The sequence below is a fragment of the Pedobacter heparinus genome (genome assembly GCF_032678725.1).
GTDB lineage: Bacteria > Bacteroidota > Bacteroidia > Sphingobacteriales > Sphingobacteriaceae > Pedobacter > Pedobacter heparinus_A.
The window spans coordinates 45,657-64,425 of record NZ_JAVTSC010000020.1 but is presented as its reverse complement, the minus strand read 5'-3'; the positions used below and the strand labels follow the sequence as shown (position 1 = coordinate 64,425).

General features: G+C 44.7%; 12 protein-coding genes. All 12 read right to left on the bottom strand.

The genetic code is table 11. The features are described 5' to 3' along the window. Nucleotides 1-288: 288 nt before the first annotated feature. The gene (gene uxaC / locus R2Q85_RS23050) at nucleotides 289-1,689 is read right to left on the bottom strand and encodes a glucuronate isomerase (protein WP_316814164.1); all 1,401 of its coding nucleotides are present in this window, start codon (nucleotides 1,687-1,689) and stop codon (nucleotides 289-291) included. A 29-nt stretch (nucleotides 1,690-1,718) separates the two neighbouring features. Beyond that, the gene (locus R2Q85_RS23045) at nucleotides 1,719-3,371 is read right to left on the bottom strand and encodes an altronate dehydratase family protein (RefSeq protein ID WP_316814163.1); all 1,653 of its coding nucleotides are present in this window, start codon (nucleotides 3,369-3,371) and stop codon (nucleotides 1,719-1,721) included. A gap of 4 nt (nucleotides 3,372-3,375) precedes the next feature. Further along, a complete protein-coding gene (locus R2Q85_RS23040; protein ID WP_316814162.1) occupies nucleotides 3,376-4,884 on the bottom strand; it encodes a tagaturonate reductase in 1,509 nt (502 codons plus the stop codon). Between the two features lie 168 nt (nucleotides 4,885-5,052). Beyond that, nucleotides 5,053-6,111 carry a pectate lyase gene (gene pelA, locus R2Q85_RS23035; protein ID WP_316814161.1) on the bottom strand — a complete coding sequence of 353 codons (1,059 nt, stop codon included), beginning with the start codon at nucleotides 6,109-6,111 and terminating at the stop codon, nucleotides 5,053-5,055. Between the two features lie 7 nt (nucleotides 6,112-6,118). Beyond that, nucleotides 6,119-7,792: a glycoside hydrolase family 28 protein gene (locus R2Q85_RS23030; protein ID WP_316814160.1), complete on the bottom strand. Its 1,674-nt coding sequence runs from the start codon at nucleotides 7,790-7,792 to the stop codon at nucleotides 6,119-6,121. 115 nt (nucleotides 7,793-7,907) lie between these two features. Continuing rightward, nucleotides 7,908-8,861: a pectinesterase family protein gene (locus tag R2Q85_RS23025; RefSeq protein ID WP_316814159.1), complete on the bottom strand. Its 954-nt coding sequence runs from the start codon at nucleotides 8,859-8,861 to the stop codon at nucleotides 7,908-7,910. Beyond that, the gene (locus tag R2Q85_RS23020) at nucleotides 8,861-9,628 is read right to left on the bottom strand and encodes a rhamnogalacturonan acetylesterase (RefSeq protein ID WP_316814158.1); all 768 of its coding nucleotides are present in this window, start codon (nucleotides 9,626-9,628) and stop codon (nucleotides 8,861-8,863) included. Before R2Q85_RS23020 ends, R2Q85_RS23025 begins: the two co-directional genes overlap by 1 nt. Before the next feature lies 1 nt (nucleotide 9,629). Continuing rightward, nucleotides 9,630-10,388: a rhamnogalacturonan acetylesterase gene (locus tag R2Q85_RS23015; protein WP_316814157.1), complete on the bottom strand. Its 759-nt coding sequence runs from the start codon at nucleotides 10,386-10,388 to the stop codon at nucleotides 9,630-9,632. Nucleotides 10,389-10,417: 29 nt separating this feature from the next. After that, nucleotides 10,418-11,908, bottom strand: coding sequence for a pectate lyase (locus R2Q85_RS23010; protein WP_316814156.1), 1,491 nt, complete (start codon nucleotides 11,906-11,908; stop codon nucleotides 10,418-10,420). A 5-nt stretch (nucleotides 11,909-11,913) separates the two neighbouring features. Further along, on the bottom strand, nucleotides 11,914-13,497 hold the full coding sequence (locus tag R2Q85_RS23005) for a DUF5123 domain-containing protein (RefSeq protein WP_316814155.1): 1,584 nt from the start codon (nucleotides 13,495-13,497) through the stop codon (nucleotides 11,914-11,916). Nucleotides 13,498-13,507: 10 nt separating this feature from the next. After that, nucleotides 13,508-15,337 (bottom strand): RagB/SusD family nutrient uptake outer membrane protein, encoded by a 1,830-nt coding sequence (locus tag R2Q85_RS23000; RefSeq protein WP_316814154.1) that lies wholly within the window; start codon nucleotides 15,335-15,337, stop codon nucleotides 13,508-13,510. Between the two features lie 10 nt (nucleotides 15,338-15,347). Further along, nucleotides 15,348-18,599, bottom strand: coding sequence for a TonB-dependent receptor (locus tag R2Q85_RS22995; RefSeq protein WP_316814153.1), 3,252 nt, complete (start codon nucleotides 18,597-18,599; stop codon nucleotides 15,348-15,350). Between the last annotated feature and the right edge of the window lie 170 nt (nucleotides 18,600-18,769).

The following is an 18,769-nucleotide window of genomic DNA, read 5'->3' as shown; positions in this document are numbered from 1 at the left end:
CGTCCTCCAGCTACTCCAGCTTTAAAAACACCCAGCACAAAGGCCGCAACAAACCGGGCTGATTAGACAAATCCCTGCTGCCAAAACCAGGCCTCAGTAAGGCCAGGTCCTCACATCAGACACACATTCCACACACTTTCTTCACAAAAAGGTACCTGATTGTGGATTTGGTGTGAAGAAAGTGTGGACCAGGTGTGAAGAAAGCCCTTCCCTGTGAACAAGCAAGCCCATAAAAAACCCCTGCAGTATCTCTATTACAGGGGCATATCTAAAATTAAAAAAACGATGTTAGAAGTTAAAATAGGTTTTGGCATTGTTGTAACAGATATCCTGTATCACCTTTCCAAGCCATTCCTGATCATTTGGCAGTTCGCCATTCTCTACATCGGCTCCAAACAGGTTACACAATATCCTTCTGAAATACTCATGGCGCGGGTAAGACAGGAAACTTCTAGAATCCGTCAGCATCCCCACAAAACGGCTCAGCAGTCCCATATTAGATAAGGTATTGAGTTGTTTGATCATGCCATCCTTCTGGTCCAGGAACCACCAGCCTGATCCCCATTGTACTTTCCCTGCAACGGTTCCGTCGTTGTAATTGCCAATCATGGTCGCCATCAGCTCATTATCCGCAGGGTTCAGGTTATACAGTATCGTTTTTGCCAGGCGGTTCTGGCTATCCAGGTTATTTAGAAACTTCGAAAGCTGCCTTGCCTGACTAAAATCACCTATAGAATCAAAGCCGGTATCTGGTCCAAGCTGGCTCAGTAACCTGTTGTTGTTGTTTCTTAATGCGCCCAGGTGGTATTGTTGTACCCAGCCTTTTTCATGGTCCCATAATGCAAACTCAAACAACAGGGCCGATTTAAACTTCAACACCTCTTCCAGACTTAAAGCAACCTGAGTTCTGATCTTCACAAAAATGGATTTCACTTCCTCGGCAGTATAGTCTTCTGCATAGATCTGCTCCAGTCCGTGGTCTGAAACCGAACAGCCATTGGCTGCAAAATAATCATGACGCGCTTTTAATGCAGAAAGATACGTATCCAGGTCATTGATCTCCGCACCCGATAAAGTTGCCAGCTTATTTATATATAGGTTAAGCCCCGCAGTATCATCCGCATTCATGGCCTTATCCGGCCTGAAGGCAGGCAATACCTTGATATCTACCCCGTCGTTCTTTAGTTTCTGATGAAATTCCAGATTATCCAGCGGATCGTCTGTAGTGCACAGCGTTTTCACATTCATTTTGCGCAGCAGGTTCAGCACCGAATATTCAGGGGTCTGTAATTTAGCGGTACATTCATGATATATACGCTCTGCATTTTCAGCAGACAGCACTTCATACACATCAAAATAACGCTGCAGCTCCAGGTGGGTCCAGTGGTATAAAGGGTTCCTTAATGTATAAGGAACAGTTTCAGCCCATTTTTTAAATTTTTCCAGATCGCTTGCCCCGCCAGTGATGTAATATTCATCAATTCCATTTGCCCGCATGGCGCGCCATTTATAATGATCGCCGTACAGCCAGGCCTGAGTAATGTTCTCAAAATTAATGTCATTCGCCATCTGCTCCGGGATCAAATGGTTGTGATAGTCAATCACCGGCATTTCTTTGGCGAAGTTATGGTACAGCGTTTCGGCTGTCTTGCTCTCTAATAAAAAGTTCTCGTCTAAAAATTTCTTCATGTAACTAAGTATATAAGGTATTTAAGCGCTTACAATGAAACGCCTCTTTTCCATGGAATAAAATCGTCCTGAATGTGACGTACCGCACTTACTGTAGTGGTACCACTGGCCACATCAATCACATAGTTCAAGATCCTGCTGCCGGCTTCCTTAATGGTTTCGTCCCCGTCAATAATAGGGCCGGTATCCAGGTCTATAATGTCGCTCATTTTATTAAACAGCTTGGTATTGCTGGATATTTTGATCACCGGAGCAATCGGATTGCCAGTAGGCGTACCCAATCCTGTCGTAAAAAGCACTACGTTTGCTCCCGATCCAACTTCTGCAGTTGTCGATTCCACATCGTTACCTGGTGTGCAAAGCAGGTTCAATCCTGGTTTAAATACTTTTTCAGGATAATCCAGTACGGCCACAACCGGGGAGGTACCTCCTTTTTTGGCTGCACCGGCAGATTTGATGGCATCTGTGATCAGACCATCTTTGATATTTCCCGGTGAAGGGTTCATGTCAAAACCAGAACCGGCTTCTGTTGCCCGTTTGCTATAGGTTTTCATCAGGTACTCGAAACGTTCCGCATCTTCCTTATCCACACAGCGGTCGCTCAGGTTCTGTTCCACTCCGCAAAGCTCAGGGAATTCAGCAAGGATCACCGAGCCGCCCAAAGCAACCAGCAGATCTGAGGCATAACCAATAGCAGGGTTAGCAGAGATTCCTGAAAAACCATCAGAACCACCGCATTCCAGGCCGATACAAAGTTTACTTAGCGGGGCTGGTTTTCTTTCATTGGCATTGGCCTGTATCAGCCCTGCAAAGGTTTGCTTAATGGCCTGACTCAACAGATCTGATTCTTTTCCGATCGTTTGCTGATCCAGGACATATAATGGCTTGTCAAAATTCCTGCTCCGCTTTTCAATTTCTTCCTTCAGGATGCTGACCTGCGCATTCTGACAGCCAAGGCTCAATACCGTAGCCCCGGCTACATTAGGATGGGTGATGTAGCCTGCCAGCAGGCCGCAGAGGGTTTCAGAATCCTGACGTGTGCCCCCACAACCACCGGTATGGGTTAAAAACTTGATCCCATCCACATTAGGGAACATGCGGTTTTGCTTTTGTGCTTTTTCCGAATAAGTAAGCTGGGCATTTAAAATATCGTTTACATTGGCACCCTTTTCATAAAGTGCCATCAGTTCTTTGGCCTGCAACTGGTAAGTTTCGTTCCGGCCATAGCCAAGGTTGTTCATCAGGGCTTCCTGCAAAACTTCCAGGTTTCTGTTCTCGCAAAAAACCATAGGGATCACCAGCCAGTAATTGGCGGTTCCTACCTGGCCATCATTGCGGTGAAAGCCCTGAAAGGTTTTATCCTGCCAATCGCTTACATCTGGTTTTTGCCAGTCGATATGTGCATCGGTTGCATTAAACTCTGTAGCTGCATGTTTAATGTTGCTGGTCGTTAAAATAGAACCTACCGGAATATCGATCTGGGCCTTGCCTACGAGTACGCCATACATTATCACTTTATCACCTGTGGCCAGATCGGTAGTGGTAAATTTATGCTTTGCCGGCACGTTGTCTGTCAGCAAATAAGATTCACCTTCATAAACCACCTCTTCCCCCTTTGCAAGGTCAGCAAGCGCAACCAGCACATTATCCTTAGGATGAACCTTTAATATTCTCTTTTTCATTATTTTAATGTAATGTCTCTTCCAGTCTGGTCAGCGCATCGGCCATACCATATTTCAATATATTGTTATAATTTTCTTTTACGGTTTCATTAAAACCTGGCAGTGCAGCAAGATCAGTTCCCCATAATTGACTGTCTGCCAGCACTAAATTTACGTATTCTGATTCATTTTGCTGGTCCTTCTCATAAAAATAAGCGGCCTCATCATCAGTTATGGCGTACTCATGACCATTGTAATTTCCAAAGTACTGGTTGCCCTCTTTTCTTGCCGATTTCATGAACAGCAGGAAGGCAGCAAAGCCAAAGGCGATATGTGCCGGCACTTTAGCATTGAGTTTGTAATAATGGAGCAGTACAGGCAGTATCCTGATCTTCATTTTCATGGTATACTGGAAGGTGATGTTGATCCAAAGGTGCTGTATGCTTGGATTTGCAAAACGATCAATCACCGTATTGGCAAAAGCAACTGCTTCATCATGGACTACTTCATAAGGTATGGCCCCCACAATTTCCTGCATCATCAGCTCATTTACGTAATTCCTGGTCAGGGCATTGTTCATGGCCTTAGTTACGGTATCAATACCCAGTAAATAGGCAATACCAGAAGTGAGGGTATGTGAACCATTCAGCAAACGTACTTTCAGTTCTTTAAATATTTCTATATCCGGCCGTACAATTACTCCCGGATCAGCCGCTTCGAGGCCAAGCAGTTCAGAGACCTTTTCGTTCCCTTCTATGGCCCAAAGCCGGTAAGGTTCGGCCATGATGATCAGCTCGTCTTTATAACCCAGTTCGGTTTCCAGTTTGGCCAGGGCCTCAGCATCAGGTTTTCCGGGAACAATACGGTCTACCAGCGAATTGCAGAAATGAATGGATCTGCCCAGCCAGTTTATAAATGCATCTTCCAGTTGATTAAATTTAGCCAATTGCAATACAATGGCTTCCAGCTTTTTGCCATTATCTGAAATCAGTTCCGTAGCAATTACCGCCATTTCCGTATCCCCGCTGGTGCCGAGTGCTTTGTAGCGGGCATATAGAACAGCTAATAGTTTTGCCGGAAAAGACTGAGGGGGATACTGGCTGATGCTTTCCTCTACCAGCTGGATGCCCACTTCGGTAGTATTGGAAACAATTACTTTTAACAAGGGAGATGCCGCCAGCTCCAGGATAGCTGACCAGTCCTGGTCGGCGGTAAGCACCCTGCTGATGGCAGAAGAAATGATGTTCTCCTGAACCGGCTGCCCGTTTTCAATCCCTCTTACGCAAATGGTATACAGGCTGTCCTGAGCATCAAACTCTGCAGTACCACCTTTACTGGTTGATTTTACGACCACTACACGTCCGTTGAACAATCCTTTTTTATTGGCTTTGTCTATAAAAAAATCAGGCAGTCCGCGCAGCAGTACCCCCGTTCCAAATTGCAGCACTTTTTCTGGCAGGTTAAACAATTTTTCATCAGGCGCAACAACACCAGTATCTTTAATGTTGTTTAATGTATCTTTTGATAAGGTCATTTCTATGTATTATATCAGGTCGTAAAACAAGTCTACATAAATATTATTAGTTAAAAACCCTGCTGCACGGTAATTATTTACGCAAACGTTCTCGATAACGTTTTCGTTCTGATATGACAACGGCAGTTCATTAAAAATTAATGGAAAATGAGTTTGGACACCGCTGCTTTAGTTCTTCGCGGCCCATGCCGGAAATTTCTTTTCGAGCAAATTACTGGCCCAGGTGCCGTACCATGCATAGCCTAACCTGCGCTCCAGTTCAATCTCGGCTACAGTTTTTACTTTTACACTGTTTCTGCCACTAAAAAAGGGCTCGTTGGTGTCAATATCATAAAAACGGGCCCATATGACCGAACCTGGTTTTTCCACCAGTACACGGTCTTTTCCTTTCGGCTGAGCAGGGGCATCGATGAGGACAAAATCACGGTCCATTATCCTGGACCGCTCAAACCAGGCTACTGCACTTTTAACGGCCTGTTTAATTTCTTCCGAAGGATTTTTAATGCGCATTAAAAACAGCGTAATTCCTACCGATTCCATTCCGCTGAGCGAGATCAGCTCAAAAGCCCTGGCTTTTGCAGGTTTCAGGGTATGTTCATCGTACTGGGCACACCATACGGTTAAAGCTCCTTTTACCTTCACCTGTGTTTTTAAAATGCAATCCAGTCCCTTTTCTACCGACAGCCTGGCTTTGGTCTTGTATGCCGGGTCTAGTTTTTCAAAACCCTCTTTTCCTTCTGCAATGTCCTGCATGATGTTCAGCACATTGATCATGGCATTGTCGTTATAGGTGATCTCGCCACGATAGGAACTGTGGTCAGGATAATACTGAGACCAGCCGCCGTTGTCGTATTGTGCCTCCAGCAAATAAGCTATTCCTTTCTGCACTGCAGCAAGGTAACGCGGATCGGCTTTGCTTTGGTAAGCAGCAATCAGGTACCTGATCTCTTTACTGGTCGCCTTATTGTCTATGGTGGCATCATTACGCATGGAATCGGCCTTGATGGCCTTTCGTTCGGTTTCAGAAAGTACCTTATCATAATTCACTACTGCTTTACCAACAGCCTTGGGCCAGCCGCCAACGCTGCGCTGGTAGGCCAGCATATTTTCTGCTACCGGATCGGTAACGGCTTTTTTTGCAGCAGCATCAGATTGTGCCTGTGCAGTGCTGCAGCAAAGCCCAAAGCCTGTGCTTAGTAAATAGAGGAATGGGGTACTTATCTTCATGATGTTTTTATTTCCTGATCTCCAGTACCCCTGCTGTTGCACCATGGCCAAACTCAGTTTGGGACGCGGCCTTTGAAGTAACGGTACCTGATAATTTGATGTCACTGTTCTGATCGCCGTTCACTTTGATCAGCAGATCAGCATTGGTATAACCAATATTATTTAAACTTACAGACTTGCCATTCTGGATATAGATTAAAGGCTTTGCATTTTTAATGTCCAGGTGTACATTAGAGAGCCTGATGTTTTTAGCTTCCTGTATGTCTAATCCTTCTTTGGCTTTGATGGTCAGGTTATCCAGGTAGATATCGCTGATGCTCATTTCGGGTAACCCTCTGATGAAAACGGCTTTGGCGGCACCATCACAAACCACATTGCTGATGTAAAACTTTCTGAAAACAGGTGTTGCTTCGGTAACCGGCAGTAACTCTACTTTCGGTGCTTCTCTTTTTTCGCCGGTCAGCGGAACCGGGTCAACTGCTGCATAATACATGTCAAAAAGTATGGCTTCGCCCGGGATGTCTTTCATGTTGATGTTCCTGGCATAGATATTTTCTACCACACCTCCACGTCCTCTGGTGGTTTTAAAACGCAGGCCAATATCTGTACCGATAAAGGTACAATCAGAGATAAAGATGTTTCTTGCACCGCCAGACATTTCACTGCCAATCACAAAACCGCCGTGAGCATGGTAAACCGTGCTGTGACGGATCACTACATTTTCGGTTGGCATAGCGCGTTTACGTCCGGCCTCATCGCGTCCAGATTTGATGCAGATGCCATCGTCACCTACGTCAAACGTGCTGCCTTCAATCAGTACATTTTTGCAGGATTCAATATCTATACCATCCCCGTTCTGGGCGTACCATGGATTTTTGGCGTATACATTTCTTACGGTGATGTCTTCGGACATCAGGGGATGCAGGTTCCAGGCCGGAGAATTCTGAAAAGTTACCCCTTCCAGCAATATCCTTTTGCAACGGTTCAATACCAATAGGTTTGGCCGCAGAAAATCCTTAATCTCTGCATAAAATGCAGCATTTTTTTCCTTAGAGATGACACCGGCATTTTTCATTTTCGATCCTTTCAGGGCTTTCTCTGAAGGGAACCAGCCCTTTTTGTCTTCATTGAGTACGCCTCCGGAAGCTAGCAGTTTTTTCCACTGGCTTTCGGTCAGCTTGTCTTTTTTTACCATGCGCCAGGCATCGCCCCCTCCATCAATGATACCGTAACCGGTGATGGCGATATTTTGCTGGTTATTGGCCCATATCGGGGATTGGTTGCGCATCTGTGGCAAGCCTTCCCAATTGCCTTCAACCAATGGGTACTGGTCGAAATCTCTGGTAAACTGCAGGAGTGCATTCTTTTTAAGGTGCAGGTTAACATTGCTTTTCAGTTCTACCGGCCCTGTAAGCCATAGGCCCTCAGGGATAACCACCACGCCTCCCCCACGTTTATTGCAATCTGCAATGGCCTGATTGATGCTTTTGGTATTTAAAGTGATGCCGTCATTTTTTGCACCGTATTTAAGGATACTGATGGTATCCTTTTTAAAGGATGTTTTTGCAATTACGGGCAGGTTATCAAAGGAATAGGCCTTTTGAGCTTTACTTTGTGCAGCTAGCTGGAATGAGGAGATCCATAAAGGAAGGGCAATTATACAGGATATGATTTTTCTCATATTTGAATTTAGAATTTATATCTGGATTATATTGAATAAAGCAAGTCTACATAGTTTTAAATAAGATTGGAACTAAAAGCTGGAAAATAACTGCGCAATCGTTGCCGTTTTAAATTTATTCTGCAGGGTCCCATCCATTAAATAGCTGTACAGTTGTATAAGTTTTAGCTGCTTCATCACTGAGCTGGTGTGACCATGCCACTCTTTGACCGGGTTTAAAACCAGGGCCTGTGTTTTGATATTCGGCATAGTACGCTGTTGCTTTATTGCTTTCCTTGCCCCAATGGTCCCAGCCTGTTGCCTTGATCATTTTCCCAAGCTCGCAGTTGATGAAAACAGTTTTGGCATAAGGTCGCCAGGGGCGGCCCAGTGCAAAAGAATTTTCCGGTGCATCACCGGTTATTTTACAATTTTTGAATACATAACCATATTTGCTGGTATCTGGTGTGGAAGCGGCAGTAAGGTAAGCGCCTCCTTTTTTACAGAACAGGATACAATCTTCAAACAGCGCGGTTGAGGAGCCAAAAATAAAATCTGTTGTCCCCTCGATGTAACAGTTTTTATAATACTGCCTGCTACCCCTGCCCCAGGTATATAGTGTATCCTGAAAGCCAAGGAACCTACAGTTGCTGAATACAGCTTTATCTGAGGCGATCCATACTGCTACGGCCTGTCCAACTGGGCCTGATGAGTTGGCGAAAGTGATATTTTCTGCACGGAAGCCATCACCATACAGGTAAAAACTTGCCGATCCGGAAGTTCCCATATTTTCTCCAAAACTGTTTTTCTTCTGCGCATAGTCATCATAGGTAAGTATGGTTTTCTCTGGATTTTCGCCGATCAGTTTAACCATGCGTTTGGAGGGCGGGAGATTGAGTTTTTCTTTATAGGTGCCATTTTTGATCCAGATCACAGTAAGGGCATTTCTAAAGTCAGGCACGGCATTTAAAGCCTCCTGTACTGTTTTATAATCACCGCTGCCATCCTGGGCGACAGTGATCTTTTTGTCCTGGCTGTAACTATAGCTTGCCGAAATCAGGCAGATCAGGGTTAAAAGGATACCTTTCATTATTTTACTGTTGGTTTAAAAATTCTGTTTATCAGGTCCAGGTGGTTGATGCGCATTTGTCTCAACACCAGTTCTGCCATTTTCCGGGCACCCAGTTCATTAAAATGGGTATTGTCTTTTTGACCTTCCGGGTAAATGGGATTAACGCCCGGTTCGATCTGCATGAACAATAACCGGGTTTTTTCCGGGCCAAGTTTTTGAAACAGCTCCCGGCTTTCCTTATCCAGGTCGACAACCGGTACCTGTTGTTCCCTGGCCACTTCATGCACCGCATTGCTGTATTCGGCATGGGTTTCCAAGGCATTTCCTTTCTGATCAAACCGCATCCTGGAAACCGGGGTAACGAGTACGGGATGGGCCATTTTATTCCGGGTTTCTGTAATGAAACGCAGCAGGTTCTTTTTATAGTCGGCCACCGGGGTATAGCGGTCTTTGTATCTTTCTTCTTTGGCTTCGTCGTTATGACCAAACTGCATGAAAACGTAGTCGCCGTTGCTCAGACTATCTGCAACTGCCTGCCAGCGCTGCTCGCTTAAAAAAGTACGGGTACTCCTGCCGCCTTTGGCCCTGTTCTCAACCTGTACTGTGGCATCAAAAAAATCTGCAAAAGGCATTCCCCAGCCGGTTACCGGTGCTCTTGAAGCTGCGTACGCACACATCGTTGAATCCCCGATCAGCCAGACTTTAATGGGTTTTTCTTTCAGGCCGAAGGCGATCAGCATGGCCACAGACATCAGGGCCAGGCCTTTAAAAATCAATAGCTTCATCTTATTTTTTCGGTGTTGGTTTAACAATATGATCGGCCAGGTTTAAATGGAGCTTCTTGAATTCCTGCAATACCAGCTGCGCAATTTCACGGGCACCCAGTTCGCTGAAATGCGTATCGTCTACTTTGCCTTCGGGATAATTGGGATGTACGCCTGGTTCCAGGTGATTGAACAATAAAGCAGAGGCTTCGGCACCAAATTTCTGGTACAATGCGATGCTCTTTGCATCCAGATCAATAAAAGGTATTTGCCGGGCCGCAGCTACTTCTTTTACCAGGGCAGTATAAGGATGAGTTTCCTCGGCCTTGCCTGCAGCATCAAATCTTCTTCTGGAAACCGGGGTTAACAACACCGGGGTAGCATTTCGGGCTTTGGTTTCGGTAATGAACTTAACCAAATTTGCTTTAAACTCCTCTGGTTTGGTATGGTTCTTTTTTGTTTCCACTTCATCATTATGGCCAAACTGGATAAACACATAATCGCCTGCTGTTAAGCTGTCCAGAATCGATTGCCAGCGGTTTTCTGCCAGAAAGCTTTTGGTGCTCCGCCCGTTCTGTGCCCTGTTGTCTACGATGACTTCTTCGTCAAAAAAGTTAACAAAGGGCATGCCCCAACCTGTTTCAGGATAGTATCTTTTATTCTTTATGGACATGGTAGAATCACCGATCAGGTAAACCTTAATCTTTTTCGGGGGAACAACAAAGGACATCAGGAGTACAATCCCGGCAACGGCGACAAATTTTAGCGATGTTTTTAACATATTGAGGTATCAGAATTTAAATTTAAGCTTTATTTCGATTGATTTACTGTAATGGCATTGACCAGGCTATTGATATATACTTCTATGTTATCATAGGCTGTACTGAGGTTTTTACCATTAGCGTTTGCCTTTTTCGGATCTAAACCTTTTTCCGTTTCCCAGTTATCAGGCATACCATCCCCGTCTGTATCCACAGGGGCTGCAGCAGCATTTAAAACCGGCCAGCCACCTACATCATTGGCATTGTCTATGATCCCGTTCCTGCTGTTTGCTTCGCCACTTGAACCATTGGCGTTAAATGTTCTGTTTTTTACATTGTCCAGGATCCTGAGGTCTACGGCATCTCTTTTTAGGGAAGCACCGGCATAATCCAGTACCCGCTGATAGGCAAGTTCGGCCGAATGTGTAGTGACATTGTCTCCTGTTGACAATGGTACCGCCAGTTTCATGGCATCTTTATCAGCCTGGGATACCGTACCATAACTACTGTGGAACTGGTTGTATACGCCGTAAGTCCAGTTGTCACTGGTAGGATTACTCCGGCCATCAACCACGTTTCCATGGATGTAAAATTTACCCCATAGGTCATAAACAGCTGTTCCGGGTATTTTATTTTTGTCGATGGAAAAGATCCTGTCGCTGTTACTTGTTGCCGGTCCGGGCTTATAGTAATTGTTGATGAGGTTGATGTTCATCGCCTCGCCGCCATAAGCGCTGTTATTACCCCAGTTGTAAATGACGTTATTGCGCACATCGACAAGATCGGTTAAAGCGTAAGCACTGCCCGCCCGTTCCCCAAACCTGGGGTTCCGGCTGTCGTGATGGGCCATCAGGTTATGGTGAAAGGAGGCATTTTTACCGCCCCATATCCCTCCATAACCATGTGCACCCTTATCGTGGGTAGATACCCTTAAGCTTTCGGAAATGATACACCATTGCAAGGTGAAATTGTCGTTGTTGTAAAAAGAGACACATTCATCGGTAGACCAGCTCATGGAGCAATGGTCTACGATGATGTCTTTCCATTCAAAGCCACCAACTGCATCGGCCTCTTCTTTGGCTTCATCGCCCATCCTGAAGCGCAGGTAACGGATAATTACATTATTGGCCCTTACATTTAAAGGATACTTTCTCAGCGTAATGCCATCTCCCCGCGCTGTCTGGCCTGCAATAGTAATGTTGCCATTGGCCAGGGTTAAAGCGCTGTTTAAGGTTATCGTCCCTGAAACCTCAAATACAATGATCCTTGCTCCTGAGGCAGTAATTGCAGCACGTAAACTACCTGCACCAGCATCATTCAGATTGGTCACTTTGATTACCTGCCCTCCACGTCCGCCGCTTACATTCCGGCCGAAGCCCTCGGCACCAGGAAATGCATAGGCAGTTTCCTGGACGGGAGGATTACTTACCGGCAGCGTTACTACCGGGCTGGTATCTTCGTTAACCTGTTTTTTTTTACAGGCCATGCTGATGACAAGCAGCAGCATGGCCATGCCATATACTTTAATATAGTTTTGCATCGTCTTTAAAGTCTCCATCTGGGATCGCCGGAGGTACTTCTTCCAGGGAAACCAGCATCTTTGATTTTAAAATTATTCAATAAAGGATCTGTAAATACATCTGTTGACGGCCTGGTGTACGGAATGAGGTTAGGTATGGGATTACCCCCGTTTACATAATCTGAAGTTGCATAATTACCGCTTGCATCCACTGCTCCGCCATTGATCCGGATACCCCTTGCTGAGGTATTGCCTGCATTGTTTTTACCGATACTAAAAATGCAATTGCTCACTTTTACACCAGCTGTAACCGCAAAAGTATTGTAGTCTATCAGGTAACTTCCACCTCTTGGTGCCCTGTAAAAGGTGCAATTTTCTATGGTAATTGAATTGGAAGACTGTTTAGAGCTCGCAATGATCACTTCCGCCCTGGATATCGTACTGTTCTTTATAGAAATGTTCTGCGCCTTACAGGTCGCATTGTCAACCGTGATCAGCCCGTATCCTGAAATGCTGTCAATTAAACAATTGTTAATTTCATAATTGTTTAAAGTAGTGGTTCCCGACTGCAACCTGACCAGGCCCCTGAATATTTCTGCTTTGCAGTTCTGCAGTTTAATTTTTCCGACTGTTGCACTGCCCGTGGTGTTAAACAGATATTTACCGGCATAATCGCTGCTTTTCAGGTTTACATTCACAAAAGAGATGGAATCTATTGTACTTCCGGCGGCAAAATTAAAATTACCGGTAAAATAAATGTTTGCAGGTTCTGTAACCAGCAGGTCGTCTCCACTGGTAATGGTAACCGTTTTACTTAAACTAATGGCATTGGTAATGTTATAGGTAAGCCCTTTTTTAAGAATGATCACACTACCCGATGGCGCATCCAGAATCCGTTCCTGTAAAATTAAGGGGTTATCTGTAATGGCTCTCAAATCGATCACCTCACCAGCAAAAGGTGCTTTTGTGGTATAGGTGTTATAGCCCCTTAGGGTTGTACCACTGTACAGCTCAATGTAATAACTGGTGCCACTGGTTACACCCGTAATGATTTTATACTGATTGCTTACATCTGTTGACGTTAAGCTTATTGTTGTGATCAGGGCCCTGGTTGGTTCGGAAAACACTTTAATTTGTGTTACTGCAGCTCCGGTGTTTTCCCATCTCATAATTGCGGAACTTTCGGTAACATCATTAATGGTAGCGGCCTTTACAATGGTAGGGAATTTTGGTGTTTTAACTGCACCCAGCGTTCCGAATTTAGAATTCTTTGCAGAATCCGGCGCGTTGGCCCTTACCTGCAACTGGTACAATTGGTCCCACTTTAATTCCTCAATTAATAAGGATGCAGAATCTACATTGATGGAGCGGTCAATGGTTTTGAAAGTATCCCGGCTAATCTGAACGGTATACGAACTGGCGCTTTTTACTTTTTGCCAGGAGGCTTCGATGAAGTTACCGGTAGAGATCAGTTCGCCCTTTACCGTTGGCCTGAACAAGCGTGGGGCTTCACCCAGCTCTTCTTCTTTATTGCAGGAACAAAAGGCGACCATGAAGAGCAGTACGGCTGTAATCAGGCCTGATGCATGATTTAATTTAAATGTTTTCATAAATAGCTGATTAATATCCATAACCCTTATTATTTAGCGTGCCCATGCTGCTGCTGATTGTGGAAGCGTGCAGGGGTAAAATGTAACGGACCGGCTGCTGCCCGGTATTATCGCCGTAGCCCCTCCAGGTTCTTAAATTGAAATCAGCTGGCCCCTGGGTGGTGGTATTGTAAAGCCCCTTTAACCAGTTCATCGCCGTATATCCATTGGGATTATCTCCCTTAACCGGGGAATCTTTAATGGGTGGGATCACTGCAGCACGTTTATATTTGTTATAAAAAGTTACGGTTTTGTCAGTATTCAATTTATAATAAACTACTGGTGGCAACTCCGAGTACTGGCCCACGCCGGCATTGGCATCCGCACCCATCGCATTTACCGTATTTCTGGCGCCAGCAACTTTTTCTCCGTATAAATTCCAGCGTTCCAGATCGTACTTCCTGATGCATTCCCCACCAAACTCCCAGGCACGTTCATTTACAATGGCTTTAAAAAAGGCATCTTTACCAGCAGATGCTGTTGCGAGGTAAGCCTCAACTTTTGTTGCCCATAAATTTGCAGGAAAAGCCCTTTGTCTTACCCTTCTCAAGGCATTAACCGCGTCTGCAGTGGGTGTATTGTTCAGTTCGTTCTCACTTTCTGCAAACATCAGCAAGACATCCGAATACCGCATAATTGGCCAGTTGATCCCTGTTCCTTTTGCAGATTGCGGACCAGCAGGTACTGGCATAAGGATCCTGTTCCATTTATTTGGCGCGATGGCCGTAACAGCTACCGGTGTTTGCTGCAAGTCTTTATCATAAAAAACAATGGCACAGGTTGCAGGCAAACGGGTATCAAGGGTATCAAAGGAATGGTAGTACGATGGAGAAAAGCTTAAATAATTGGAGCCGGAACCATAAGGATGTGTTCCTGCATCTACCCTTACCCCATTACACCAGCCAACATCGCCAAAGCCGGGCTGAAAAGCGACTTCAAATAAGACGTCATCGTTTTGCGCAACGATCCATTTGCTCTCATTTTCAAAAACTTTGGCAAAACTGGGGTTCAGGGGCCTGTCGTAAGTTTTCATCAACTTATCACTGTAGTCTCTGGCAATCTTATAATAATCTTTATAATCATCTTTACGGCGCATGACCATATCCGGGTACAACCAATACCCGCCACGCATCAAAGCCAGCCGGGAGATCAGCCCCATTACAAATTCCCTGCTGATCCTTTCTATACCATAGGTAATCTGGTTCGCAGGCTTCATGGCTGGTTCTATGGCCATCAGGTCGTTAATCAAGGTCGTAAGAATGGTGTCCCTTCCAACCCTGGGCTGGTAAAAATTATCTCCTCCGCGGGTAGGTTTCATACTCAATGGCACATCCCCCCAATGGTTGATCAGCCAGTAATACCATAAAGCCCGCAAGGCTTTGGTTTCTCCCAGCATTTGCTTCATTTCTGCATTTGCAGAGATGGCAGATTCCTGTATGCCTTCTTCACAGATATTTGCCCGGTTGATTGCGGTGTAAGCATTGTTCCAAACGGTTCTCAGATCACCGTTGGCATCAGAGGTTTCAAAAGACCAGATATCCCTTCTGGAATTGTCGGGCGCGGCACCTACCCCTCCCACTTCTACGTCGGTGTTTGCGGCGAAATTATTGGACAGCCTGGACGTAAATGCATCCTGGTTAAACAGTGCATATACGCTGTAAACCGCTTTGCTGGCATCTGCCTCAGTAGCAAAAATATACTCCTGCGTAAAATTTGAAGGAGAATCTGTATCTAAAAATTTTTTACACGACCACAACATGATCATCATGACTAAAAGGCCTAAAAGTTTTATGTATTTCATGGTTCTTAGCTTAAAAGTTAACATTTAATCCAAAAGTGAAGGTTCTGCTTTTTGGATAGGAAGAGTAATCCACACCAGGTGTTAAAGCAGCATATGATCCGCTCCTGGTTGTGGTCACTTCCGGATCGTAACCTGAATAACTGGTCAATAAAAAGACATTGTATGCAGTGGCATATAGCCTTAAAGATGAAATCCCAATTCTTGAGGTTAAGGTTTTAGGCAGGGTATAGCCCAGCGTTACATAAGTCATCCTGAGAAATGATCCGTCTTCTACTGCGTCATCACTAAAAACAGGAGAAGCGTTACCCATTGAAAAAGGAGACCAGATGGTGGCATTTTGATTTAAAGCAGCCAGTTCATCCAGCCCCGTTACTACTGCTCCGTTTGCATCAATGTATTTAAACCTGTTGTCATAATTAACAGTATTGGCCATATTGCCAAAGGTTGTTCTGTATAACATATTGTACTGGATCCTGCCGGTATTATAAATCTGATTTCCGTATACCCAGTTAAAGAAGGTAGAGAGGTCGAATGATTTGTAAACTGCATTTAAACCAAACCCGCCGCTATGTGTTGGAATGGCACTTCCTATAATTTGCCTGTCATTATCTGCCGTTACAAAGCCATCGCCATCCAGGTCTTTCAGTTTCATGGTACCTGGCCTGATGCCAATGATACCACCCAGTAGCGTACCTGAATTTGGAACGCCTGCTTTCAGCACATAGGTTCTGGTTGCCGGGTTGTAAGACTCAAAATCAGCTGAGGTATAAAAACCATCGCTTACATATCCGTACATTAAACCTATGGTTTTACCAGTGATCAGCCGGTAATCATCGGCTGTTTTTAAATCCGTACCCGCCCAGTTGGAATTGACGGCCCTGACATCATTTCCATCCAACTTATCAATTTTAGGGATGTTCCTGCCAATGTTAAAAGAACCGGTCAGGCGGAAATTTTTACGTTCTAAGATCGTACCGTTCAGGGAAAGCTCTATCCCGGTATTGGACGTTTGCCCGATATTGATGTTTTGGGTTGGGAAACCGGTTTGTGGTGGAATTTCATTGTCTACAATTAAGTCTTTGGTTGTATTTTTATAGGCATCTATCGTTCCTGATATCCGTCCTTTAAACAAGCCAAAATCTAAACCCAGGTTGCGGGAAACTGTCGTTTCCCATTTCAGATTCGGATTTGGCAGCGATCCGTTTACCACATTGTAATAGGTTTGATTGAGGTCACCCGCGCCATAAGGCCGGTTAGCCGTTGGACGGAATAAAAATCGCCATACATCATTTTGCACGCGGTTATTGCCAGCCTCTCCATAGCTCAATCTGAGCTTAAGATCTGAGATTACCTTTACATCTTTAATAAATTCCTCATCAGAAATCCTCCAGGCTACCGAAGCTGCCGGAAAATACCCCCACCTGTTGCTGGGTCCGAACTTACTGGAACCATCAGCCCTGAGTGTTGCATACAAAATGTATTTTTCTTTGAAAATGTAATTTGCCCTTCCAAAAAAGGATAGAATATCTTCACCCCGGCTTTCGGTGGTCTCTAATCTTTCTGAGGTACCCAAGGCCATATTGGCAAAAAGCTTTTCCGGGTTCAGGGTTACGTCAAAATTCTTTGCCCGGTTAAATGTAGCAGATCCGGATGTGGTATTGATTTCCTGACCAAGTAACAGGCTAAGGTTACTGTTTTTAGTTTGTTTAAGTTTGTAATTGGCGGTATTGGTCCAGCGGTAAGTATTGCTTTCCCCTAAAGTTTTCTCCCCTAAAGGCTGGTTGTTACCGACATTCCTGGATTCGCCTGTTAATGGCCCCCAATACCTTTTGCTTTCCGAATTCCTTAAAGTAACCGCCAGTTCTGAACGGAAAGAAAGCGCTTTATTCAGGTTCCAGTTTAACGCCGCATTTAAGCTCAGGTCTTTGTTTATCCTTTTGCGGTAATCCTGAGCAGTTAAGTCGATTGGGTTGATTAAACTTCTTAAAAATTCATCGTAATCGTCATCTCCTGCGTTCACATTGTTCGGATCGATCTCGATCTGATCGGCCAGTCCATTTACAGGGCGGGTCTGTATACCATCAGATACCCTGACGCTGGAGCCTCCTGATGTACCTGCACCATCTACTACATTGTTAGCGTATCTTGCAGCCAGATTCAGTTTTAATTTATCTGAAATGTTGTGGTCCATTTTAAAATTGAAATAGAAACGCTCCACACCCGAACCCAGCATTAAACCATCATCTTTGTTGTAAGTAGAATTAAAACTCATCTTGGTTTTGTCCGTTCCGCCGGTGAGGCTTAGGTTGTGCTGCTGGGACAATACCGGACGGCCAAAAAGCTCCTCCTGCCAGTCTGTTCCTTTTTGATATTTGTAAAGCTCTAAATCTTCATAATTTCCAAAATACTTCGTGAAACTGGTAAAGTCTGAAGAGGTTAGGCCCCTTAATGCAGCATATTCATATTGTGCAAGCGTAAATTCATAAGGCGAGAGTACATCCAGTTTACGCGGAAAGTTCTTTGTTTGCCAGTAACCATTATAAGTAACGGTAGTTTGTCCTGCTTTAGGGGATTTGGTAGTTACAATTACTACCCCGTTCGCTCCCCTTGCCCCATAAATAGCCGTTGAGGAGGCGTCTTTCAGTACATCTATAGATTCTATATCCGTAGGAGCAATGTTATTGATATTATCGACAATAAAACCATCCACAATATAAAGTGGTGAATTGTCCTGTGTAATGGACCCTCCGCCCCGTACCCGGATCACGACCTCTGCACCAGGAGCACCATCCAAGGTAGTTACCTGCACACCGGCAATCCTCCCTGTTAAAGCCTCAGCGATATTGGTGACAGGGGTCTTTTCGATTTCCGTACCTTTAATTGAGCCCACAGCTCCTGCAAGATCTTTCCTACTTGAAGTACCGTATCCAATAACCACCACCTGATCCAGGCTGGAAATGGCCTTAGCCAACGCTACTGTAACCGATGTTTGAGAATTGATGATCACCTCTTTTGTGGTGTAGCCGATATAGCTTACCAGCAAAATGGCCTGATCGCCTGAAGGGAGTCTTAACTTAAATTCGCCTTCGCCGTTACTTTGAGTGGCAAGACTAGCCCCCTTTACTTTAATGGAAACGCCGATTAGTGTTTCGCCGGATTCCTGGTCAATCACTTTACCAGAGATCTGCCTGCTCTGGGCAAAACCAATGGCAGCTGATACTTTTAAAAGGATCAAAAATAGTAGAAGTTTTTTTCTCATCATGTTTAAATTAATGGTTTTCACCATAAACTGAGATTTGGGACAATCCAGTAAAGCAATCGATTGCTTTACACTAGAAACCTCGGTATACAGTTATATTTGGTTAGAACAAGTTTAACTAGTTTTTATCCAAAAAAGAACATTAGGAAGAGAAAAAACTGTGCAATCGTTGC

Coding starts and splice junctions, on each gene's coding strand:
- R2Q85_RS23025 (WP_316814159.1), bottom strand. CDS start 8,861: ATGAAAGGTATCCTTTTAACCCTGATCTGCCTGATTTCGGCAAGCTAT.
- R2Q85_RS23005 (WP_316814155.1), bottom strand. CDS start 13,497: ATGAAAACATTTAAATTAAATCATGCATCAGGCCTGATTACAGCCGTA.
- R2Q85_RS23030 (WP_316814160.1), bottom strand. CDS start 7,792: ATGAGAAAAATCATATCCTGTATAATTGCCCTTCCTTTATGGATCTCC.
- R2Q85_RS23045 (WP_316814163.1), bottom strand. CDS start 3,371: ATGAAAAAGAGAATATTAAAGGTTCATCCTAAGGATAATGTGCTGGTT.
- R2Q85_RS23020 (WP_316814158.1), bottom strand. CDS start 9,628: ATGAAGCTATTGATTTTTAAAGGCCTGGCCCTGATGTCTGTGGCCATG.
- R2Q85_RS22995 (WP_316814153.1), bottom strand. CDS start 18,599: ATGATGAGAAAAAAACTTCTACTATTTTTGATCCTTTTAAAAGTATCA.
- R2Q85_RS23015 (WP_316814157.1), bottom strand. CDS start 10,388: ATGTTAAAAACATCGCTAAAATTTGTCGCCGTTGCCGGGATTGTACTC.
- R2Q85_RS23040 (WP_316814162.1), bottom strand. CDS start 4,884: ATGACCTTATCAAAAGATACATTAAACAACATTAAAGATACTGGTGTT.
- pelA (WP_316814161.1), bottom strand. CDS start 6,111: ATGAAGATAAGTACCCCATTCCTCTATTTACTAAGCACAGGCTTTGGG.
- R2Q85_RS23000 (WP_316814154.1), bottom strand. CDS start 15,337: ATGAAATACATAAAACTTTTAGGCCTTTTAGTCATGATGATCATGTTG.
- R2Q85_RS23010 (WP_316814156.1), bottom strand. CDS start 11,908: ATGCAAAACTATATTAAAGTATATGGCATGGCCATGCTGCTGCTTGTC.
- uxaC (WP_316814164.1), bottom strand. CDS start 1,689: ATGAAGAAATTTTTAGACGAGAACTTTTTATTAGAGAGCAAGACAGCC.